Source organism: Desulfobacula phenolica (assembly GCF_900105645.1).
Classification (GTDB): Bacteria; Desulfobacterota; Desulfobacteria; order Desulfobacterales; family Desulfobacteraceae; genus Desulfobacula; species Desulfobacula toluolica.
Genome location: NZ_FNLL01000004.1, coordinates 313,540 through 336,126 on the forward strand (window position 1 = coordinate 313,540; position 22,587 = coordinate 336,126).

Here is a 22,587-nt window from a genome sequence, read left to right on the forward strand (position 1 = left end):
CCATTTGCGCAACCATAGGGTTCAATATGAATTGGAAACAAAAGATTGTTGATCCTGATGCTGTCATGAAAAAAATCAAGCCGGGAATGCGTATTTTTCTGGGAACGGGCATTTCCGAACCCCAAACCCTTGTAAAACAGCTGATGCGTTCAGATTACAACAATCTGGCGGACCTTGAATTGATCCAGCTGGTGAATTTCAGTGATGCCATTTCCCTTAAAACCCTTGATGACCACAAGTACCGTTTTAAAACCTTTAGTTCCGGCAATATGGTGAACCAGGCCATCAGCCAAGGGCTGATTGACCTGATACCCACACGGTTCAACCGGCTGCAACGCCTCTTTGACTCAGGGCGAATCCTGGTTGATGCCGCATTCATCCAGATAACACCGCCGGATGACTCCGGAAATGCCAGTCTGGGCGTTTCCCTGGATGTGGCGCGGTCCGCCATGAAACAGGCATCTTTTGTTGCAGGAGAAATCAACCCAAAAATTCCCAGGACTTTTGGCAACACATTTGTAAATGTGTGTGAGTTTGATCTGCTGGTCCATTCAAACCAAGACCCGGTTTATTTTCAACGATGGGAAGCCAGCCAGCCCTTTGACCGGATTGCCGAAAACATTGCCTCTTTGATCCAGGATAAAAGCTGTATTGCCTTTTCCATCGGCCCCCTGTTTGAATCCCTTGGCCGCAAGCTTGCCGCCAAGCACCATCTCGGAGTTCATTCCCCGGTGTTTACCGATGCCTTAATGGATCTGATCAAAAGCGGTGCCGTGACCAATCTGTATAAAACCATTTTCCAGGGAAAATCCATTGCATCCTATGCGTTTGGAACTCCGGAACTGATGGCCTGGCTGGACCGGAACCATTTTGTGGAATTTCAGGAAATACAAACCGTGTTTGATCCTGTCAATATTGGAAAAAATTCACGATTTATAGCCGTTATCCCGGCACGCAAGGCGGATTTGACCGGTCGCATTGCCCTGCACCATGGAAAAGGAAATGTAATCTCCGGCCCCATGGAACTGATGGACACTTTTTTAGGTGCCCAGATTTCCAAAGGCGGACGCATCATATTTGCCCTTCCTTCCAGAAATCTGCAAAACCATTCCAATATAATGGTTTCCATTGAACGGTATCATAACCAGCTGGGATTTGAAGAGTCCATTGACATGATCGTAACCGAGTACGGTACAGCCATGCTGAACGGACTTTCCATCCGGGAACGGGCACTGGCCCTCATAGAAATCGCTCACCCGGACGACCGCCCGGACCTGTTTTTTCAGGCAAAACAAAAAAATTTTCTCTACCCGGACCAGATATTCTCAAAAGACAGCTCCCGCCTTTATCCCCATGAAATAAGTGACCAACAGACTTTTAAACACGATGTAACGGTCAGGTTCCGGCCCATAAAGCCTTCGGATGAGGAACAAATGCGAAGGCTTTTTTACCGGTTTTCCGACGAATCCATTTATTACAGGTACTTCCATTCCATTGCCACAATGCCCCATGCAAAAATGCAGGAATATGTCAATATTGACTGGAAAAACAACATGTCCATCGTGGGTCTGGCAGGGGAAGTCGGACATGGGATTTTAATTGCCGAGGCCAGGTATTTAAAAGAAGAACCCGGTAAAACTGCTGAAGTCGCCATCATTGTTGATGAACACTATAACAGCCTCGGCATTGCCACTCATATGGTGAACCTGTTGAAAAAAATCGGACAAGAGCGCGGCATTGAGGCGTTTACAGCCGAGGTATTATTTTCCAACCGCAAAATAATGAAGGTGTTTAAAAAAGCGTTCCCTCATCTTAAAAGCATATTGGAGGAGGGGGTTTACAGGGTTTTCATGCCCTTTGATCCTGCCTGCGGACAGACTCGCCCATAAACCTGGCACACAAACTTGAATATTTTTTTCATCTTCATACCGGTTGATGCTTGAATTTTTCCACAAACTCTAGTATTGATACCGGCAAGCCAATGTAGCTCAGGTGGTAGAGCAGCTCACTCGTAATGAGCAGGCCTGCGGTTCGAGTCCGCACATTGGCTCCACTCAAAAGCCCAACTGTAATATGTTTTCAACAATTTTCACCATTTTTTTAGCACAATTTTAAAACCTCCATAAAAAAGTGTTTTTTGCACCCAATTTGCGCCCAGACAAATCCAGGATTCGATCACTTGTACCCCAGAACAGATGACAAATCTTGAGAAATTCAGCATCTGAAAAACAAGACTATTAATACAGATCATTACCATTGAATTATCCAGCTATTTTATATCAAAAGACTTCTAACTTGCTGGAATCAGATCTCTTTCATTTTTTTGGGGCAGGTCAATCTGGCATGGCTATTACTGAAAAAATAAAAATTTTGACAATAAACACAAAAATATGATATTAGAGCAAACGTTTATTTTTTTTAAAAAAGGAGTTTTTTTGTTCAAAAAATTATTAGATATTGTGTCAATCGTTGCCGACAAAAGGTACTACTAATTCGGTAGCAGGTTGATTTTAATTTAGTCCAGATCAAAATTAATAATTCGATAAAAACAGACTATATTTTTTTCTGATCCTTTCCGGATAGAGTCTCTCTAAGATTCCGAAGTTAGTTTTACGCCTTTCGTCTGCAACACCCCCTACGCAAAAATAAATTTTTTAAGAAACTATCAATCTAATCATAGATAAATTGGTATTTAATACATAAAAAAATACCTAAGAAGCTATAAAAAACAGGTGACGATTAATGATGATTAAAAAAAAGCATACAAATAATATAGACACAAACGACAGCCTCCAACCTCTTTTAAAAATGGGATGGGATTCCCATTTCCAGATTCATTTGGACAACATTTGCAACGACAACTTTTTCCCGGCCAGAGTCGTCGGAGTACGGAAAAATAGTTTTCTCATTAGCCAGGGAACTTCAGAAAGACTCGTTACTGTTGCAGGAAGGTTAAGTCACCATAAAGAAAGCCCGTTTCCAGTTACAGGAGATTGGGTTCTCGTGAACGACAAAGTTATATCTGCAGTATTGCCAAGGAAAAATACCTTATCCAGAGGGGCAACCGGTACACATGGCAAGCAAGATTCTCAATCGAATAAAGAACAGATAATCGCTGCAAATCTTGATACTGTATTTATCATTTGCGGTCTTGACAGGGATTTTAATATACGACGATTAGAACGGTATCTGACTCTGGTATATAATTGTGGTTTGACGCCTTCTATTATTTTAACCAAAGCAGATCTTCATCAAAATCCTGAGCATTATGTTCGAGAAGTAGGAACTGTGGCCTTTAACGTTCCGGTTCACTTTATCTCGGCAAAGGATTCAACCGGATTGGCTTCATTAGAACCTTATCTTTCACAAGGCCAAACAATTGCCATGGTTGGATCTTCAGGAGCCGGCAAATCCACACTTGTGAATCGCCTTGCTGGAAAAACCATACAGTCCACCAATTTAGTAAGTGAACATTTGGGAAAAGGGAAACATACGACTACCAGTCGTAGCCTTATCATGATGCCTCAAGGCGGCATGGTGATTGACAATCCCGGTATTCGGGAAATAGGATTTTGGGATGATGGAGGTGGTTTGAATGTTGCTTTCCCAGAGATAGAAGAACTGGCGAATACATGTCGTTTTCACAATTGCAGTCATACGCATGAGCCTGGTTGTCAAGTGCTTCATGGCTTAACTATCGGCACAATCAGAAAAGAAAGGTTGGATAGCTACCAAAAAATGAAACGTGAATTGGCGTATTTATCTAACCGGCAAACAAAAAGTGCAGATCGAGTGGAAAAGGAAAGATGGAAAGAGGTTTCTTTGAAAATAAAAGCGATAAATAACAGGAGAAATGATCATGTATAAAAATAGTATTCGTCTCGAAGAAGAAAAGGATATAAAAAAGAAAAAAGCATTGGAAATAAGAAAATCCATTGAATCAGACAAGCTTGAAATCGAAAATATTCATACAAAAGCATTTGGAGAAACAAAAGGGCCTGAAATCGCTGAGCTCGTTAAGGGCCTATTTCATGATAAAACAGCACTTCCAATCCTTTCACTTGTAGCTGTTGAGGATGAAAAATTGGTAGGGCACATCCTCTATACAAAAGTAAAAATCACACAAACCACAAAGTCTGTCTCAGCCCGAATACTTGCACCATTGGCCGTTCTTCCGGACTTTCAAAGCAAGGGAATTGGCGTTCGGCTTATTAGAGAAGGATTGAATCTATTAAAAGATTCAGGTGTGGAATTGGTCTTTGTTTTAGGACATCCTGGATATTATCCACGTGTCGGCTTCACGCCGGCAGGAGTTCTTGGCTATGAAGCTCCATATCACATACCTAAAGAATATGCAGGTGCCTGGATGGTGCAGGAATTATCTCCCGGAGTTATTGGAAGAATAAAAGGGGCAGTGCAATGTTCTAATGTACTTAATCAACCAGAACATTGGCGAGAGTAAAGAAAACTCTCACTTAGGGATTTGATATGTTCACTTTTTAAAAAGATATCAGAAAGTTATTATTGAATCAAAAATATTTATCGGCAATGAAACCTTGGGGATTGAACATTTTCAATCCCCTCTATATTCTTTCCCTCAAAGCTTTAAATTTATTCCTGAGTCTTTATGGCATTAAGTTAAGGAACAATCGGCATAATATATATTCACATGTCCAAATTCAGCAGGCTCGCCCAAATCAGGGATGGTAAAACTATCGAGTTCCGCAATCTTTCGATAAAAAGGGACGTTAAAATTTTTAACTCTGGAGTCAGCAACAAGAACTTCAGGCGCACATGCAATAAATTGATCGAGCAAAGGCAGATTTTTTTCGTCATACAACACATCTGAGGCTAAAATAATGTCCGGTGCTTCTGGACAGGTCGCCCAATCTTCAATGATTTCAACCGAAACCGAATTCAATTGACAATTAAGCGCAGTCGCATGAACTGCACATGGATCTATATCAGAAGCCCAAACTTTTGCAGCACCCGTTTTTGCAGCGGCAATCGCCGCCACCCCGGAGCCACAGCCAAAGTCCAGCACACGCTTACCTTCTATTAAAAGCGGATTATCTATTATGTATCGCGCCATAGCCTGGCCGCTTGCCCAACAAAACACCCAAAACAGTGGTTCCTTCATCAAACGCAAACCCTGTTCCACACTCAATTCGCACTTGGAATAATCCGGATTCAATAGACAGAGGGATATTTCATCACATTGGGGGAGAACCGTGGTTTCAACTATTCCCCCCGGTATAAAATCGGAAATTATTTTTGTAAGATTTTCTTCTATCATCTTCATTTTATCTTATATAGATATAGTATGAAAATCATTAGTTCCATACGGTAAATTTTGTTGGAGATATAGTTGATTTTTAAAAATTCCGCCAGAATAATCTTTATACATCTCAAATTTATCCTAAAGTATAATTTTTATATCCATGTCAAGTCTTTGAACATTCCGGTTTTGGGCAATTAATAAATGATAATTTAAAAACTCAAGATTAAAATTTCCCTCTAATTTACAGATTTAACCGGGGATGATATGAAAATGAGATTAACATTTTAGGTCGGGTATCACACAAATTCACATGATATCCAGATCAGCACAATAACTTGGAGCAAAAAAAACATGAAACCTTGTCGAGAATGCCAACACGAGATCTCCGAGCAGGCCATGGCCTGCCCCCAATGCGGAGTACCGTTCCCTGCCAGGGCAAAATGGAATGGATGGGGATTTGAATACAAATCCAAAGCAACTTTGTTCGGACTGCCTTGGCTCCACATCTCTTTCAAATACAGGCCAAGCAGACGGCCTGTTCCAGCCAAAGGAATATTTGCCATCGGTCAATTTGCTTGCGGTATTTTTACTTTGTCGCAATTTGGTGTCGGTGTTATCAGCGTCAGCCAATTCACAATCGCAGGCTATGCAATAGCACAGTTTGCAGTGGCGTACTCGCTGATCGCACAGATGGGAATCTACGTTCAAGAAGGACATGGACAACTTGTCAAAAACATAACGGAACTACTGAAAATTCTATGATTGGGTAGCCGCACACCGCATGCGGGTCCGGTCCGTACAGGGTATTTCACCAAAATTACCAGGCTGTAGCCGGATTTTGTTTTACCTTGACGATAGACTTTTAGGAGATATGAAAGAATAACAAACATTATGAATGTGTCCCAAATGCAATCACAAACAAAAAAAAAGAACATGGAATGTAAAAAATACGGAATAATTTTCATAACGTCCTTTGCATGGTACGGAATCTTATTGTATAAACCAGACAAAAACCGTATCTAACATGATGCCGAATAAGTCTTTTAGCCAATATAAAATATTAAACAATAAGTTCTTTTCAGGCAATATTATGGGAAATCGGCTTAATAACAAGTAGTTATAAATCTTTAAGGAAAAACAGATGGATGAATTACAAATACCGGAAGGAATAGAAGATGATCCAAATGCTATGGAGATGATCCGAGTTTGGATCGCAAACAAAGATATTCATGTGTCAATGTTATTAGGTGTATGGGAAGAAGCATCAAACTTTGACATAGACGAAAGAGACGCATGGGGTGAATTGCTGGCGGATTTGATCCGCCATATTGCAAATGGATTAACTCAAAGCCACGATTATAATACAACCGCATCTGAAAGGAGAATTGCCAATGCACTGTTAATCCATTTGGGATACGGTGCAAATACAATCAAAGGTGAAATCAAAGATTAACCCAACCCTCCAAAGAATATATCAAGGCTCCAACCTTAGTTTGGAGCCTGTATTTTGGTTAAAATCAGCTTTCGATCAGCTCTATGATGGCCTCAAGATCAGCCAGGGCTTTTTCTTGTGACACATCCTGCCACCCGTCCTCTCTGATCCTTGTTAATTCTTTTAAAAATTTACCAAGGGTCTGGGTGTATTTGGCTGCACTTCCAAGTCCGTTGGTAGGCTTTCCTTTTATCTCACCACTCTCACGACGAATTTCCTGGACCTCCTGAAATGCCTTATTAATGGATTTTTCACCTGCGTTAACACTTTCCCTGATATCGTCAGTTCCATGTTCCAGAACCTTGCGGGCCTTGTCAACCTTATGGGGGCTGATGCCCAGTTCCTTTGCTCGAATTTCATTGGTTTCTTTCCGGGTCAATTTCTGGGAATCCAAATTTTTTTGCTTTTGTGGGACAGCATGGATTGTGTCAAGCAATTCAAGGCATCTTAAGATATCATCATCCGACATGTTCCTACGGTTTCGCTGGATATGAAAACTGTAAAGAACGGCATCATCTTCATTGTCAAAATCTTTGAAAAGAACCGGCACTTCTTCCAGCCCAAGTGCTTTGGCCGCAGCAAACCTTGTGTGACCGTCCACCACAATGTTTTTTCCCTCCCACACAATGATGGGAAAAACCGGATCAAATCCGTTTGTATCCATATCCTGCCTGATCGACTCAAGGGTATCGTTACCGATGGGAAAGATTGAAACAAATGGGTCCTGGATATTCAGTTCAGAAATATTTATAAAATTATTTTCCATGTTCATTCTCATACTTTTTTATTTCCATTTTGTTGTGCCGATTAAATCGAAGGCCGTTTATACACTATTCCAGGACAACAAGGCAATCCCTAATTTTCACACGAAGTCATCCAAATCCAACCATACTCATCTGTCTGCTTGACGACATTCAAAACTTTTTTGTTTAACGGATTATTGTCTTATAAGTATATAGAATGGTGCGTTGATCTTATTTCTCAATGGTTTGTTTTATGGTGATCGGCTTACCCTGTATACCGGCATAGAAAACTATGATTTCTGCCGGTTCATTCCCTTCATTTTTTCCGTAATGCAACTTATTGACCACTTCAACGATTGAATCACCCGCTTTCAGATGTAGTCTCTTCTTGTCTTCTGTCTCAACGGTCAGTTCTCCTTTTAGTAATACACCCGCATTTATAACTGGATGTTCATGCAGTGGAAGCTCTGCCTTTGGAGGGATTGTAATTTTTAGAATCGTTACTTCCGGTTTGCCTGCCTTATAGTCCGGCAGAATTTGCCCATCCCAACTTGAGCTTGTTCTAGCTAACAAATCAACTTTGACTACATTTCCCTCTTGAGCCCAAACATGGCTTGACAACAATGATATCAGGCATATGGAACAAAATATTTTTTTCATTATTTCCTTATCCTTAAATTAACATGTTAAATTAATTTTATATTTATCTAAAGACCCTGTTGATTGAAAAAACAGAATACATCCCATATCACTCCAGGCCAAATATGTAAATCAGCGATTCAAATTCTAATGATTCAAATAAAATACATTACCTTATAATACCTTCCCCGAGTTTGATTACAAAATCGGCCATTTAGGAGAAGATCAAACAATATCAACCCAACAATCCATGCCGGAAATTCATTATCTTGGATGTGGTTATAATAATTATTAAAAATAGGCACGAATTAAATTTCCTTGACTTAAAAAAACATATATGGTTTATATGAATTTTTAAAAAGGAAAAACAAATGAATTTTTATACAACAGACAGACTTTATTTTTATTTTGGGTATTTTTATACTGAGCTGCCTGTTGTGTGCTATAGTTAATTTTTAACAAAAAAAGCCGCAGGCAGCAAAAGCCTGCGGCTTTTTTGGTTTTTAGGCTGTTGGCTTTTGAATAAAACCTGCAAAGGAAAAAAGCAATGAAACAGACCTATGACCAGAATGTAACCGGATACAAACATCTTATTTCGCCCGATACCATCAAAAAAGAACTTCCCGTCAAAGAAGATGTTGCCAAAATCGTTCTGGACGGACGCCGCGACGTTGAAAACATCTTACTGAAAAAAGACAAACGCCTCCTTGTAATTGCCGGGCCCTGCTCCATTCACGACACGGACGCAGCCCTTGAATATGCCGAAAAAATGAATCAATTGAGAGAAGAAGTCAAAGACAAAATCAATCTGATCATGCGGGTATATTTTGAAAAACCAAGAACAACGGTTGGATGGAAAGGATTAATCAATGATCCCTTCCTGAATGAATCCTATGACATGGATGAAGGGCTGAGACAAGCCAGATCCCTGTTGATTAAAATCAACCGGATGGGACTTCCCACAACCACGGAAATTCTTGATCCCATCACCCCACAGTACATTGCCGGTCTTTTGTCCTGGGTTGCCATTGGTGCCAGGACAACGGAATCCCAGACCCACCGTGAAATGGCAAGCGGCCTGTCCATGCCGGTAGGATTCAAAAACAGCACGGACGGCAGCCTTGATTCCGCCATCAATGCCATGGTGGCGGCACGATCCCCCCAGCATTTCCTCGGAGTTGAACCACATGGATATACAGCCATAGTGTCAACCAAGGGAAATCCATTCGGCCACCTTGTTCTCAGGGGTGGAGGACACACGAATTATGATCCCATTTCCGTGGGGAAAGCCCTGGAAAAATTAAAAGCAAAAAATCTGCCTGATGCGGTCATGATCGACTGTTCCCATGACAACTCCGGACAAAAACACACGGGACAGCCTTTTGTGTTTAAGAGTGTGCTGGATCAGCGCATTGAAGGAAACAGCAGCATAATAGGTTTAATGCTTGAAAGCAATCTCTTTGAAGGCAACCAGAAATGCAATGGAGATATAAAATCCCTTAAATACGGCGTTTCCATCACAGATGAATGCATCTCCTGGGAAAGCACAGAAGGACTGATCCGCTGCGCCCATGACAGATTATAATAATGAAACCATCTTCATATGAAAAAAGGGTAAAAAGAAGAATTATTGGCCGGGACCACTCTTTTTTTGTGTCTTGTTCTCCCGGATTAAAACAAGTTTGCCTCAATGAAATGCAAGGACAGACTTCAAATCTGTCCTCTTTCCCTGAAGATAACATAAGCGTCATCCAGGGTGGAATTGAATTTATAGGCAAACTAAATTCATGTGTATTGTTGAATCTTAATTTAAGAAGCCCTTCAAAAATCCTGATGCGAATCAGCAGCTTTAAGGCAGACTCTTTTAAGAAACTTGAAAAAAAAATCAATGCCATTGACTGGATACTTTATCTGCCGAAAAATTGTCATCTCAAATTTAATGTTACAGCCAGAAAATCAAGATTGTATCATTCAGATGCCATTGCACAAAGATGTGAAAAAATAATCCTTGATCAGATCAGGTCAGGCAGCGGATTTGACGGGATACCCGGTAAAATATCAACTCAAACCATCTATGTCCGGGTTGAAGACGACAATTTTACCGTCTCCTTAGACAGCACAGGAGAGCTTTTATTTAAAAGAGGCCTTAAACAGAAAGTAACCCAGGCACCGCTAAGAGAAAACCTGGCCTTTGCCATGCTTTTCTGGGCCGGGTTTTCAAAAGAAGATATATTGATTGATCCCATGTGCGGGTCAGGCACATTCTCGCTTGAAGCCGCCATGATACAATCCAGTATACCACCTGGATTTTTCAGGTCTTTTGCCTTTGAAAACTGGCCTGGATTCAGCCCGAAAGCCTATTCTCACACAAAAAAACAGGCGCAAAAAAATTTTACCCATTGTTCTGCAAAACAGATTTTTGCATCTGATATCGATGAGATGGCCTTGACTGCCATGGAACAAAACGTTTCACATTCCAGGCTCAACCATGTCATAGATGTATCAAAAACAGACTTTTTTACCCTCCTGCCTTCCATGATATCACCTGAAAAAAAAGGTGTGATAATGTTAAATCCGCCTTACGGAAAAAGACTTGGTGAAAAAAGCGATACCCGGTCTTTTTACCGTGAAATCGGGAAAAAACTGACTGCTGACTTTAAAGGATGGCGCTTTGGAATCATTCTTCCGTCCGGAGAATACAAATCATCTCTTGGACTCAAGCTTGAGCTAAAACCCATTTATCACGGGGGACTTGATATTTTTGCCGGCATAGGTATTATTTGATAACAGGTCAAGCATTGGTTTTTCTGATACCTTTTAACAAACATATCGAAATTATCATTTTGACAATCCAGCCCTGATCTCTATATTTTTCAGTAATTTATTAACTCAACTTTTGGATTGAACAGCAAAAGGGGTCTGACTTGTTTTATTATGACCCCATCCTAAATTATGAAAATAGAACATATACTGGAAAAGGGATCAGGCAGGTTAAACGAAGATGCCGTTGTCCTTGAAAAAAATCTTTATGGTGTTTTTGACGGAGCCTCAAGCCTTGATAATGACTTGTTTGACGGCGACAAAACAGGTGGTCTGATTGCATCTTCCACAGCCAGCCATATATTTTCTAAAAATCATTTCCCTCTTTTACAACTGGGTTGTCAAGCCAATCAGGCCATTTTATCCAAGATGATGGCCCAGCAAGTGGACTTAAACCGGCGCCATAGTTTGTGGAGTACCAGCGCCGCAGTTGTAAGGCTGCACAAAAATACTCTTGAATGGCTGCAAACCGGGGATTCTTATATTATTGTTATTTACACCGATGATTCCTACAAAGTCCTGCTGGAACAAGAAGATCATGATTATGAAACCCTCATGATGCTCAAAAAAATCAAGTCCTGCCAAGCTCTGGAATTTAAGCTTCAGGTTAAAAAAATCAGAGCAAACATGAACAAAACCTATGGCGTCCTCAATGGCGAACCTGATGCCCTTGATTTTGTCAACAGCGGATCTCTTCCCCTAAATCATGTCAAAACAATTCTTTTGTTCACCGACGGATTACAGCTTCCCTCATCAACCCCTGAAAAAAAACGGTGTTTTGACCGGTTTGTAACGCTTTATCAAAAACTTGGCCTGACCGGGCTTAAAAATCATATAAGAAAAGTCGAGTCCCTGGACCCGGAAATTCAACACTATCCCAGGTTCAAATGCCATGATGACATTGCCGCAATTGCCATACATCCATAAAATGACAATGCTGCCGCCGTCTATTTGAGAGCTTCCCGGCAAAGCCGGGCATACCCTTGTTGAATCCTTGAAAATATTTTTTCCCAGGTAAAATGAGACGTTGCTGAACAGACATAGGTCATATTCGGTTCAACAGCCTGCATAACCTGTTCAATGCCGGATTTCAATGTCTGGGCAAGACGGGTTTCAAGCATGGCTTCATCTTTTTTAAATGGGGTATCAATGGTTTTCAGGGTTGGAAGAGGAATCATTTTTACCATGGTTCCGTGATCGGTACCAAACAATTGCCTTACTCCGGGCAGCGCAGTGGTTATAATTCTGCATCCGCAGGCCATGGCCTCCATCAGAACAAGGGGAAGACCTTCAAAAAATGAGGGCAGCACAAAGATATGGGATCGCCGCATCAACGTTCCCAGACGTTCATGAGTCAAAGATCCGTGATAGACAGCTTTTGCCCCCAGTTTTCCGGCAAGCTCAAGACAGATCTGTTTTTCCCTGCCACTGCTGCTGCCGGCCAGGTGAAGCCTGAAAGGCAGATCTTTGATCTGTTCCAGACTTTTCAAAAGCCAGGGAACGCCTTTTGAATAACTGAGCTTACCCGCATATACCAGTTCCACAACCCCGTCAAACTCTTTGGATTCACAAAAAAAACAATCCGGATTATAGCCTCCGCTGATCACATTGATTTTTGACGGATCAGCTGCAATGGTTTTCACAATGGACTGTTGCTGATCACAGCTCAAGGCAATTATCCAGTCTATGTTTTGCAGATCCTTTATTATGGACCGGCCAATATGCGGACACAGATAATGCTGGCGAAGACATGTCCCGTGACAGGTGGTCACTATTGGAATATCAGGTGCAATCCTTCTTGCCAGGGCCGACACCACCCAGAGGTGATGAGTGTGCAGTATATCCGGCTGAAACCTGCACACTGCCTGCCTGATCTTCTCTTCAAAAACCCGCTGGTATTCGATCATATCCGTGATATCCAGGTTTGAGAACACGCTGCTTTTATAGGGCATGACATCACTCATGCCGGGGATTGAATAATCAAGATCTTTTCCGTCAAATCTCACAAAACAGCAATGATCTGCCCTGATTAAAGTTTTGGGCAGATTAAAATCAGCCTGAACACCAGCCACCAGATAATTTTCATGACCGTTTCGTGTACTTTGCCGAATCAGTTCCCGGATAAACTTTCCGCTCCCGGTAAAATCCGGGGTCTGGCTGATGATGTGAAGAATTTTCATGACAAAAAAGATATCACAGGATTAATTGAAAAGAAACAATCTGTTGATCCATTTGCGTTAGCCTGTCACCTCATTTAAAATCAAATCTTCTATTGCCTCGATTTTCCCTAAATGCCGGGTCAACTGAAACTCAACATGACCATGGGTGGCTTGGGCCTTTTTTACAAGTTCCGGGATATCCACAAGAATATGGCTGCCGCTTCCGAGAAAAAACGGAAATATCACAAGTTTTTTTACCCCTTTTTCCACAAGCTCATCAATTTTCTTCTCAATCAAAGGATCGGCAAATTGCAAAAAAGCATGAACCACCATGTCAAATGATCCTGATGTTTTTTTGGACAACCGTTCCACCAATGATGCGATCTCCAGGTTTGATTCTTTTTTCCGGCTGCCATGGGCAGCAATTATCAATGCTTTCATACAGTCTCCCTGATATTTTTTTAAGTCCAAATCCATTTAAGTTGTAAAGTCTTGAAAAAAACAGCTTCATATTTTACACCACTATCATAATGCATACCCTGGCCCGGATTTTTCATTATCCCCCTTGCCTGCCACCCTGATGCCTGCACTGCCCTGGACCGGACAGATATACTCACATATGCCGCAGCCAATGCAAAGAGCTGCCACCACATAAGGCTGTTTGAGCAAAACAGAATTGCCAGACTGATCCATGGTATTGATTTCATTAAATTTAATAGCCTTGTCATGGGTTGGGCAGTGTTCTTCGCAAACAATGCAAGATTTTTTTTGTGCGTACACCAGGCACCTGTTTTTATCAAACCAGGCATTGCCCATGACAAAGGCATGCTTTTGTTTTTTTTCCATTTTTTCCAGGGCACCTGTGGGACATACCTGGGAACACAGTGTGCAGTTGAATTCACAATATCCCAGCCGGGGAACCAGTTTTGGAGTAAATATGGCTTCAATTCCCTTTTCCAGAAACACGGGTTGCAGTGCCGTATTAATGCAAACTTTCATACACTCTCCACAACGCACACAGGTGGCAAGAAAATCTTTTTCATCCAGAGCACCGGGGGGCCGGATCAAGGCGTCATCCGTCGTCTTTGACACGGCACTGGTCCGACAGAGAACCGGCAGGGCAAGGCCCGCAATCCCTGCGGCCATCAATTGGCGTCTGTTGATATCCACGGGCGGTTTGCTTTTGCCAGGGGCAAATCGGAACGTGGTTATGGCTTCCGGGCAAAATTCCAGGCAGTCCATGCAAAGAGTACACTCTTCACCCATAAAACAACGGTCTTTGTCAAAGGCTTTCATCCGGCAACGAGTTTCACACAAATCACAATGCCTGCATGCTTTCACAGGGATTCGCTTGAAAAAAGATATCCGTGACATCAATGCCAAAAGTCCGCCCAGGGGACAAAGGTTCCGGCACCAGAACCGCTTGCCGAAAAACTCCAGTATAAAAATAGAGACCAGCAAAAAAAAGGATACAAATGACAGAAAAAAAAAGCTTTGTTTATAAGGAAGAAGAAAAATCTTAAAAACATCATACACAGGCTCGGTCATGCCTGAAAGCCAGGCAGGACCACTGATATAAATTGAATCAAAAAACAGGGAAACAAGGTAATTGATCATCGGATCAATACTGAACACCATACCCCTGACCAACAGGGAAAAAGGATCTGCAAAGCCCAGAATTTGAACACCAAAACCGGCTGAGACCAATACAACCATAAGAACAACATATTTTAACCAGGACAGGCGGATACGGTTTGTTACAGGCTTGATAAACCGGCCGGACAGATCAATCATAGTCCCCAACGGGCAGATCCATGAACAAAAAACCCTTCCCAGCAAAACGGTTAACCCGATAATGATAAAAGACGGCCACAACAATGTCACAAAAGTTTTTTTGGCCAGCGTGACAGTGGCAAGCACCAGGGGATCAAGCCGGAATAAGATATTGACGGCATAGGGGATGATATCACTGCCTGAATAATCTGTCTGCCGAAACAAGAATAAAAATATCAGCAGACAGACAACCTGGGACAACCGTCTCAACTGTTTTAAATACGGTTTTATCTTCATGCTTGCAAGGCTTTCAGGTTGCGGATATTGCACTTGTCCAGATCCATCTGTCCAAGTCCTCTTTTATAGGCTTCAACCGTTGATTTGATCTGATCGGGTTTCAGCCCGAACAGCGTTGTGGCATAGGCATCTGCTGCCACAGGGTCCACACAGCCGATAATGGTGTCCAGTTTTTTTACATCATCCATATCCCCGCCCTGAGGACCGTTCCTGGTAATCACACGGGTGGCATCAACAATGGTAAACCCAGGTTTTATAACGGTGTTCAAATCCGCAAGCTTTTCCCCCAGCTGATAATGTATCCTGCCCCTCCATCCACCGATAATGCCCATGACATTTTTAAGGCCGAGGCTCAGCCCGGAAAGGCCATGATGCTTGGCAACCGGCACATTGATATAGCAATCGGCTTCCAGGGCATCCTTATAAAACGACCATTGTTTTAATGCTTTTCCGTTTTTGATGGTGACCGGCACAAACTTTCTATCATCCACATACTCAAGCCTGAGCCTTTTATCCCGGATCTCTTTTAATGCCGACTTTATCCCGCTGTTATGATAGCACCGTCGCTCTTCATTGCAGGTCCGGTCAAACACCAGCACTTTGGATGCACCCGCATCAAGACAAAGACTTGCCAGCCTGCTGACAATCACCGGATGAGTGTTCGCGCCCTGCTCAACGTTCCTGTCCCACCCGATATTGGGCTTGATCACCACTTTGTCGCCAGGCTTGACAAAGGCCTGTATCCCGCCCATGGCCTGAACCACCTGTGTAACCATGCCAAAATAATTTTCTCCTTTTGCCACCAAAACATCCGGTTTTATCAAAGAAGAAGCCAACAATTCAGGTGTCAGATCAAATACAGGAGGAGTCATGATAATACCTGCAGACCACAACGACACCTGTTTTAAAAATTTTCGCCTGTCCATTTTCCCCTCCCTTTTAAAATTTTATATAAAAAATCTCCAACCTATTGAAATTAGATACCTTTTATTTCTTGTTGTGGCAGAGTGATCTGCCATGGCCGTTATTATATCATTTGATATTTAATTTTGCCTTCATTATATCAAGACCGATACGTTCAATCATCCGGCCCATGCGTTCGCGTTTTGAATTCTCCTTGTAGTACGCCACCACCTTTGCCACCATGGCCCGGGCATCTTCAAAGTCAAGATCTTCCACCAGAAGATCGGCAAGCCTCGGTCTTGCCGACCCATTGCCGCCGACCATGACGGTCCATCCATTTTTGGTTCCGTAAAGGGAGATATCTTTGATACAATTTTCAGCACATTGAATTTTGCAGCCGCTGACACCCATTTTCATTTTACTGGGCAGAACCATGCCATGATAAGTTTCATCCAGTGCCATGCCCATCTTAAGACTGTCCTGCTGTGCCAGGCGGCAATAGGCTGTTCCGGGGCAAACCTTGATGCTTCTGACACAAAGCCCTGTGGCATGACCGGCATCCATGCCAAGATCCTTCCAGATGCCGTCCACCTGGTCTTCGGTAATGCCGATAAGGGCGATCCTTGCCGCACTGGTGATTTTCACATCCGACACATTATATTTTTGGGCCACATCCGCAAGCTTCCTGAGCTGATCCGGATTCACAATCCCGCAGGGAAGATGCGGGGCAATGGCATAGGTTTCTTTTTCCTTACCTCGTTGACGAATCACCCCTTTTTCACCATCTTTGAGCATAACCGACTCCTTTTTTATTTACAGTTTTACAGATAATAGTACAAAATTCATGGTTTGTTTATAGTTTTATATGAAAGTCTTGAAAAATCCAAAAAGAAAATTTCATGTTTTGTTGTGTTCAAACCAAGGCGAAATACCAAGCCTGCCGTGGCAGTTATATCATAATATTATTCACAAACCCCATGGATGATTTTTATTGTTCATATTCCATAAGTCAAGGACATCCGCAGAGTTGCAAATTCATACTCAAATAGTGTATGGATGTTTTATTTAATGATACAGGAGTGCTGTAGATGAACAATCAGGCATTGCAGGAGAAGCAGAGAGATCAGGCCCGGATGCTGGCCAACAAAGTGAAAAAAAGATTCAAGCATCTGCGCAAACGGTATAAAAAACAGGGCCTGGACATCTTCAGGCTATACGACTGGGATATCCCGGAAATCAGGGCTGTTGTGGACTGGTATGACGGCCACCTTGTTGTTGCTGAATACAGCCGCAAACAATCCTTCCCGGAATGGCTTCCCATAATGGGCAAAGCCGTTGCCCGTGCATTGGACGTTCCAAACGAAAACCTGCATCTTAAAATCCGGCGGTCAGGAATCAAGGAAGGAAAAAGATACGAGCGTATCAACCATACAAACCAGAAAATAGCCATGGGTGAAAGAGACCTTAAATTTTACATCAATCCAAACGATTATGTGGATACGGGCCTGTTCTCAGATCACAGGAACACAAGAATGATGGTGCGCAAGCAGGCAGCAGGTAAAAACTTTTTAAACCTGTATTGCTATACAGGGTCATTTACCTGTTATGCGGCAAAAGGGGGTGCCTGCCGGACCGTATCTGTGGATCGCTCTCAAACCGCTGTCAACTGGGTAAAAGACAATCTTGAACTCAACGGTCTCACAGGTTCCCACCACACCATAATCCGGGAAGACACCCTTGATTTTCTTGAACGGGCCAGGCATGACGGATACCGGGACTTTGATCTGGCGGTTGTGGATCCGCCTTCTTATTCAACCACCCGGATGACCAACGGGCATTTTGACATTGCAAAAGAACACCCACATTTACTCAATGCTGTTTTTGAGTTGATGAAAACCAGTGCTGTGGTTTTCTTTTCCACCAATCATCAAAATTTTGATTTAAAGACAAAAGAGCTGACCGTCACAAATATCAAGGAGATTACATCCAAAACCATTCCCGAGGATTATCAAAACAAGCGCAAACAGATTCATAGATGCTGGGAAATACAGATATGAAATTTAACCCGTTTGAAAACCGCTTATCCCGAGACATCAGAAATACCCTGGGCCATTGTTTTGTCAAAGCAATTCAGGCAAAAGACCCGTCTTTTTTTCACACTGCGAGCAGTCAGTATCAATACGGGGAAACTCAAGTCCATATAAAAGCATACGTCAATAACAGGGCAGACTTTTTAAAAAAAACATTTGATCAGATGGCTGCCTTTAATTTGCAGCCGGATGATGATTTTTTTGTAATTGCCCGCATATTATGGAACTTTGAATTGTTTTTTGAATTCCATGAATGGCTGGAAATAAAATGGACAACAGCCCAGGGTAAAAACAAAAAAGCATTGCAGGCAATGGTTCTTGCCGCCATCGCATATGAACAGCTTACATATGGCAGAAAAGCTCCTGCAAAAAAAGTTGCATTAAAGGCAATTGGGCTTTTCAACCAGCACCGGGATATTATTGCCAAACCCTTTGATGCGGATCTGTTTATCTCTAAATTAAGCTTGCTTGATCCTGTTGCACCAAAATTTAAAATGCCCGGCAAAAAAAGCCGGGCATTCAAATAACTTAATTTAAGCACCCCTGATCGCCATGGAAGCAAATCAAGCTGGTTGGCGATATCTAAAAGCTTCACTTCTATGGATATGAAATTTGCCCAATCTGCATCGCCATGCTGCTCTTATATTCCATAGTTGTAACAGGTTGCTTTTTTTATTTTATATTTCTAACTAAAACGATTTAACAACAGAGAAAACCACCTTTGTAGTTTCTGCTTCATTTTCAGTACCAAAATCCTGCAATACCCTCAGGTTGATCTGAAACAGATGAGGCGGTAACCAGAAGAGATTGACTTCCGCTCCAATGGCGTAATTTGTACCCTTCTCATCAGAGGAACCTGTGCCGCTGTCTTCATCCATCTGCCAATATGTGTATCCCACAAGTGCAGGCCTGATAAGAAGCCCTTCAGAGATGGGAAATTGTTTGCTGATTCCCCAATCAACGATAAATTCCCAGCCAGGGGTGATATCTGTATCATCCTGTTCCCCATATACCAGAGTCCTGGACAATGCTGACACAGCCCAGCTTTTGGCCTGGTCTATATAATAAGTCGCACCAAGGGTCATCATGCCGCTGGTATATCCTTGGCCGGCAGATGCCGGTTCTGTCCAGTCATATTCTCCTGTGGGCAGGTTTACGCCCAGCCCCAGTACCGCATCCCATCTGTCCGTGTGCCAAGCCAAAATAAGGGGCTCAATAAAAATATCCCCCAAACCTACCTCGGAATCATGCACACCAGGAACGTTAAGATTAAAATCAGTTCCGACAATCGGGACAATCGTACTCATTCCGTAATCCGCTCCTAAAAACTTGTGTTTGGTGATATAAATAAGCCGGTGTGCCTGGGCAAAAACATTCAGATCAAAACCGATATTTATATCATCGCCATCATCATCCTTCAAGGTATCTGAGTCCACATATATGTTGTATTGCTTGTAATGAAATCCCGGCGGTGGAACGGAAGCTCCCATGGCACCTTCTGTTCCCGGCGTATAATGGCCGGCCCAGGCTGGCATAGCACAGGTCAGCATCAGAAGCAGCATACCGGTAATAGTGAGCGAAACAGTCCAATTTTTTGTCATCTTTTTCTCCTTTTTTTCTTGTTGGTGTTCTATTAAAAAATTAATTTAAATTAATAAAGCCTTCTTTGTCCTGGTTCAAACAAAAGAGGCTTTATGACCTCCCAAAAAAAATAATTCTGCATGTTTCCGGTCTATTGTAACGGTATCGGCTTTAATGGTGCCTTTGGACTGAAAAATTATTTTGGTCAAAATCGCTTGATAAATATCATTTACAGCAGCAGACAAGATATTGATCAAGACTTCAAGAAATTTCATACCCTGCCTCCTGTCTTTGACTTTTTTAACTACTGTATCATCTCTGAATTTCGAGTCGCATTCTAAAATAATAAATTATCCATTGTCAAGAAGACTTTTTTTTAAATAATAATCCCAAAATCCATCCGATATAGCGTTATATCTTAACAAAACAATATATTACCATATAATTCTCCTGATAATATCCTCATAAAAATATAAATCATTTACTATTTTTATAGTTTGTTACCCATACCAATTTAGCAAGAATCTTGAATATCATTCGATATTTGCTTGTTTTAATTATTTTTGAGGCATATTCAAAGACCTTTACAAATATACATCTCTTTTGTCCACCCTTCCAAACAAGCATCCCGCATACCAACCCCTATCGCGAGAAACCTTTTTACCGGTAGCCCTCTACACGACAACGCCAACACAGAAAACTATGGGACCGCAATTTTAAGATGTCCGAAAATCATTCAATGCAGACGGTTGATGAAAAAAAACAGGCCTTGAGAGCCTATATATTCTAACAATTTTCAACATCCAAAACTGATCAAAAAAAAACAATCCTGCATATATTGAATATGCCTCATTTAAAGATGAAGACAATTCAATGTTTTATAAACCGTCAAGGTTTAATTTTTAAATCCCCAAAACGAGATATCGACACGGCCTTATAAGCATTTCTTGCAAAACTATCTGCTTTATTTAAGAAAAACCCAAGTTAAAAATTACAGAAAAATATAAAAAAACCGGAGCAGGGTTTCCCGGATTGAATTTGTTCTTATAAATTGATATTATTAAAAATTCCAAAGATAATGCATACATATTAACGAAAGGGAAAGCCAATGCATCTGCCAAGTCCCAAAGGATGGCTTGCCGTTCTTTTTATTGTGTTCACCCTGGCAATCCCTTTTGCAATCACCTATTATGTATCAACACCATCCTATCAAGACCGTTACAGAGGCAGGCCCAAAAGTTTGCAAACCCCTGGCCTGCCAAGTCGTTCAAAAATAATGGCGGACCAGTTGCTGCTTTTAAAAAATGAAAAGCTTATTACAAACAGGACAGCCATTGTTTTTAAGGGACTAAGCAACAACACGGCAACCATTGATCTTTATCTGCTTGATTTGGACCCAGAGGTTTCATATACTTTAAAATTTCCTAAAACAAAGACGGATGAGGACATCCGGATCGGCAATGTGATGTATCGCCTCATTTCAGTAAAAGACAAGATGTTGCGGCTTAAAATAAAGGAAATCCATCATACCCGTTAAAGATTTCCAGAAAATTTCCAGTGGTTATAAAATTTTAAAAAAAGACCTGGCATTTAAATAATCATGGCTTTTGTACCCATTTGCCTTTAAACTTTCGAGAGTTAATATTTTATATGAAAGGATTTCAAACCTATTGGAATCAGATATCTTTCATTTTTTGTTGTGGGCAAAACAATGTAAAATACCAGGTCTGCCCGTAGCAGTTACATGAAAATTTTGGCAGCCCCAATCGTGATTTTTATTCTTTGTTGCGGCCAAACATAAGCAAAAAAAACAAACCTACAGTGTCAGTTGGGCTGTAGAAGTTGGTTAAAAGAAACGTTCCGGAGATAAATTATGATGAAGCTGTTAATGGTTGGAGCGGGAGGCTTTGCAGGCTCAATCTGTCGATATATGATCAGTGATTTGTCCCACAGACTGTTCAATGATCCTTTTTTTCCCTACGGGACCCTTACGGTTAATGTGATAGGATGCCTTTTAATCGGTTTGCTGGGCGGATTATCAGAATCAAGACAAATATTCAGCCCTGAAATTCGGGCATTGATTCTCATTGGATTCATGGGAGGATTTACAACTTTTTCAACCTTTGGATATGAAATATTCACATTTGCCCGGGATGGGCAGCTTGCCTCAGCCATGACAAACCTGATGCTTCACCTTATTCTGGGTTTTTGCTCTGTCTGGCTTGGATTTTCCTTGTCTAAATTCATATGAAAGTCTTTAAAAATCAAAACAGCAACTTTCATGCTTGTTGTGGCAAATCTCAAATAAAATACCAGGTTTGCCCATGGCAGTTATTATAAAGGAGATTATTTATGGTTCTTCCTGAAAAAGGGCATTTGCTCAGAATCTTTATTGGCGAGTCTGATAAAAAAGACGGAACACCGCTATATGAGTGGATTGTAAAAAAAGCAAGAGAACGGGGATTAGCCGGGGCAACTGTTACCCGTGGTATCCTGGGTTTTGGAGCGCATTCAAGGATTCATACCACAAAGATCTTAAGGCTTTCGGAAGATATGCCCATGGTCATAGAGATTGTAGATACCCTGGAAAAAATAAACAAGTTCATGCCGGTCATTGACCACACGATTATTGAGGGGCTTGTTACCATAGAAGAAATAAGTATCCGGTTCTATCGCACAAGATAACCTGTTTTCAATAACCCCAGGTTAAAAATTCTTTTACATAAAATCAAGAGAAGCCTACAACCCAAAAGCCACTATCCAAAAACCACTGCTTTAATATAAAATCCTTGATTTGATTTGCCCGCAG

The 22,587-nt window shown here is 41.7% G+C and carries 23 protein-coding genes and 1 tRNA gene; 14 read left to right on the top strand and 10 right to left on the bottom strand.

Translation table 11 applies throughout. The features are described from left to right. Nucleotides 1–26 precede the first annotated feature (26 nt). From BLT94_RS08545 to BLT94_RS08560, 4 genes are all read left to right on the top strand, one after another. Entirely contained in the window at nt 27–1,889 is a 1,863-nt protein-coding gene (locus tag BLT94_RS08545) for a GNAT family N-acetyltransferase (RefSeq protein ID WP_092232746.1), read from the top strand. A gap of 88 nt (nt 1,890–1,977) precedes the next feature. Beyond that, nucleotides 1,978–2,053 (top strand) — tRNA-Thr (locus BLT94_RS08550). Nucleotides 2,054–2,742: 689 nt separating this feature from the next. After that, nucleotides 2,743–3,867: a ribosome small subunit-dependent GTPase A gene (gene rsgA, locus BLT94_RS08555; RefSeq protein ID WP_092232748.1), complete on the top strand. Its 1,125-nt coding sequence runs from the start codon at nt 2,743–2,745 to the stop codon at nt 3,865–3,867. Further along, nucleotides 3,860–4,462 (top strand): GNAT family N-acetyltransferase, encoded by a 603-nt coding sequence (locus tag BLT94_RS08560; protein WP_092232750.1) that lies wholly within the window; start codon nt 3,860–3,862, stop codon nt 4,460–4,462. The genes rsgA and BLT94_RS08560 overlap by 8 nt, the downstream gene beginning before the upstream one ends. A 171-nt stretch (nt 4,463–4,633) precedes the next feature. On the opposite strand, the gene BLT94_RS08565 is transcribed toward BLT94_RS08560, so the two are convergent. After that, complete coding sequence (locus BLT94_RS08565; protein WP_245743054.1) at nt 4,634–5,296, bottom strand: class I SAM-dependent methyltransferase; 663 nt, start codon at nt 5,294–5,296, stop codon at nt 4,634–4,636. A 336-nt stretch (nt 5,297–5,632) separates the two neighbouring features. Here BLT94_RS08565 and BLT94_RS08570 point away from each other — a divergent pair, with 336 nt between their 5' ends. Both BLT94_RS08570 and BLT94_RS08575 read left to right on the top strand, forming a co-directional pair. Next, a complete protein-coding gene (locus tag BLT94_RS08570) occupies nt 5,633–6,043 on the top strand; it encodes a zinc ribbon domain-containing protein (RefSeq protein WP_092232756.1) in 411 nt (136 codons plus the stop codon). 379 nt (nt 6,044–6,422) lie between these two features. Continuing rightward, entirely contained in the window at nt 6,423–6,734 is a 312-nt protein-coding gene (locus tag BLT94_RS08575) for a DUF5076 domain-containing protein (RefSeq protein ID WP_092232759.1), read from the top strand. A gap of 64 nt (nt 6,735–6,798) precedes the next feature. Here BLT94_RS08575 and BLT94_RS08580 read toward each other — a convergent pair whose 3' ends face one another. Together BLT94_RS08580 and BLT94_RS08585 are read right to left on the bottom strand one after the other, a co-directional pair. Next, nucleotides 6,799–7,539: a ParB/RepB/Spo0J family partition protein gene (locus BLT94_RS08580; RefSeq protein ID WP_245743055.1), complete on the bottom strand. Its 741-nt coding sequence runs from the start codon at nt 7,537–7,539 to the stop codon at nt 6,799–6,801. Between the two features lie 208 nt (nt 7,540–7,747). Beyond that, entirely contained in the window at nt 7,748–8,176 is a 429-nt protein-coding gene (locus BLT94_RS08585) for a cupin domain-containing protein (protein ID WP_092232765.1), read from the bottom strand. 526 nt (nt 8,177–8,702) lie between these two features. On the opposite strand from BLT94_RS08585, the gene BLT94_RS08590 reads away from it, so the two are divergent. The 3 genes from BLT94_RS08590 to BLT94_RS08600 all read left to right on the top strand — a co-directional run bounded on the left by BLT94_RS08590 (nt 8,703) and on the right by BLT94_RS08600 (nt 11,902). Further along, nucleotides 8,703–9,740 (top strand): 3-deoxy-7-phosphoheptulonate synthase, encoded by a 1,038-nt coding sequence (locus BLT94_RS08590; protein ID WP_092232768.1) that lies wholly within the window; start codon nt 8,703–8,705, stop codon nt 9,738–9,740. 2 nt (nt 9,741–9,742) lie between these two features. Then, entirely contained in the window at nt 9,743–10,939 is a 1,197-nt protein-coding gene (locus tag BLT94_RS08595; protein WP_092232771.1) for a THUMP domain-containing class I SAM-dependent RNA methyltransferase, read from the top strand. Between the two features lie 168 nt (nt 10,940–11,107). Continuing rightward, on the top strand, nt 11,108–11,902 hold the full coding sequence (locus BLT94_RS08600) for a protein phosphatase 2C domain-containing protein (RefSeq protein ID WP_092232774.1): 795 nt from the start codon (nt 11,108–11,110) through the stop codon (nt 11,900–11,902). Nucleotides 11,903–11,922: 20 nt separating this feature from the next. On the opposite strand, the gene BLT94_RS08605 is transcribed toward BLT94_RS08600, so the two are convergent. The 5 genes from BLT94_RS08605 to BLT94_RS08625 all read right to left on the bottom strand — a co-directional run bounded on the left by BLT94_RS08605 (nt 11,923) and on the right by BLT94_RS08625 (nt 16,902). Continuing rightward, nucleotides 11,923–13,155 carry a glycosyltransferase family 4 protein gene (locus tag BLT94_RS08605; RefSeq protein WP_092232777.1) on the bottom strand — a complete coding sequence of 411 codons (1,233 nt, stop codon included), beginning with the start codon at nt 13,153–13,155 and terminating at the stop codon, nt 11,923–11,925. Nucleotides 13,156–13,212: 57 nt separating this feature from the next. Further along, nucleotides 13,213–13,575, bottom strand: coding sequence for a sirohydrochlorin chelatase (locus BLT94_RS08610; protein ID WP_092232780.1), 363 nt, complete (start codon nt 13,573–13,575; stop codon nt 13,213–13,215). Nucleotides 13,576–13,659: 84 nt separating this feature from the next. Then, nucleotides 13,660–15,237 (bottom strand): 4Fe-4S binding protein, encoded by a 1,578-nt coding sequence (locus BLT94_RS08615; protein WP_245743056.1) that lies wholly within the window; start codon nt 15,235–15,237, stop codon nt 13,660–13,662. After that, nucleotides 15,201–16,130, bottom strand: coding sequence for a DUF362 domain-containing protein (locus tag BLT94_RS08620; protein ID WP_092232786.1), 930 nt, complete (start codon nt 16,128–16,130; stop codon nt 15,201–15,203). Before BLT94_RS08620 ends, BLT94_RS08615 begins: the two co-directional genes overlap by 37 nt. Before the next feature lie 106 nt (nt 16,131–16,236). Beyond that, nucleotides 16,237–16,902, bottom strand: a complete 666-nt coding sequence (locus tag BLT94_RS08625) for a nitrite/sulfite reductase domain-containing protein (RefSeq protein ID WP_014956259.1) — start codon at nt 16,900–16,902, stop codon at nt 16,237–16,239. Between the two features lie 293 nt (nt 16,903–17,195). Between BLT94_RS08625 and BLT94_RS08630 the strand changes: the two genes are divergently transcribed. Beyond that, on the top strand, nt 17,196–18,164 hold the full coding sequence (locus tag BLT94_RS08630; protein ID WP_014956258.1) for a class I SAM-dependent methyltransferase: 969 nt from the start codon (nt 17,196–17,198) through the stop codon (nt 18,162–18,164). After that, nucleotides 18,161–18,724: a DUF309 domain-containing protein gene (locus BLT94_RS08635; RefSeq protein ID WP_014956257.1), complete on the top strand. Its 564-nt coding sequence runs from the start codon at nt 18,161–18,163 to the stop codon at nt 18,722–18,724. Before BLT94_RS08630 ends, BLT94_RS08635 begins: the two co-directional genes overlap by 4 nt. 162 nt (nt 18,725–18,886) lie before the next feature. On the opposite strand, the gene BLT94_RS08640 is transcribed toward BLT94_RS08635, so the two are convergent. Then, complete coding sequence (locus BLT94_RS08640; RefSeq protein WP_014956256.1) at nt 18,887–19,798, bottom strand: SphA family protein; 912 nt, start codon at nt 19,796–19,798, stop codon at nt 18,887–18,889. Nucleotides 19,799–19,873: 75 nt separating this feature from the next. Continuing rightward, nucleotides 19,874–20,053: a hypothetical protein gene (locus tag BLT94_RS08645; RefSeq protein ID WP_092232789.1), complete on the bottom strand. Its 180-nt coding sequence runs from the start codon at nt 20,051–20,053 to the stop codon at nt 19,874–19,876. A gap of 833 nt (nt 20,054–20,886) precedes the next feature. Between BLT94_RS08645 and BLT94_RS08650 the strand changes: the two genes are divergently transcribed. The 3 genes from BLT94_RS08650 to BLT94_RS08660 all read left to right on the top strand — a co-directional run bounded on the left by BLT94_RS08650 (nt 20,887) and on the right by BLT94_RS08660 (nt 22,463). Then, entirely contained in the window at nt 20,887–21,315 is a 429-nt protein-coding gene (locus tag BLT94_RS08650; protein ID WP_092232792.1) for a hypothetical protein, read from the top strand. 336 nt (nt 21,316–21,651) lie between these two features. Then, nucleotides 21,652–22,029, top strand: a complete 378-nt coding sequence (gene crcB, locus BLT94_RS08655) for a fluoride efflux transporter CrcB (protein WP_014956254.1) — start codon at nt 21,652–21,654, stop codon at nt 22,027–22,029. Between the two features lie 101 nt (nt 22,030–22,130). Further along, nucleotides 22,131–22,463, top strand: a complete 333-nt coding sequence (locus BLT94_RS08660; RefSeq protein ID WP_092232795.1) for a DUF190 domain-containing protein — start codon at nt 22,131–22,133, stop codon at nt 22,461–22,463. The last annotated feature ends 124 nt before the right edge of the window (nt 22,464–22,587 follow it).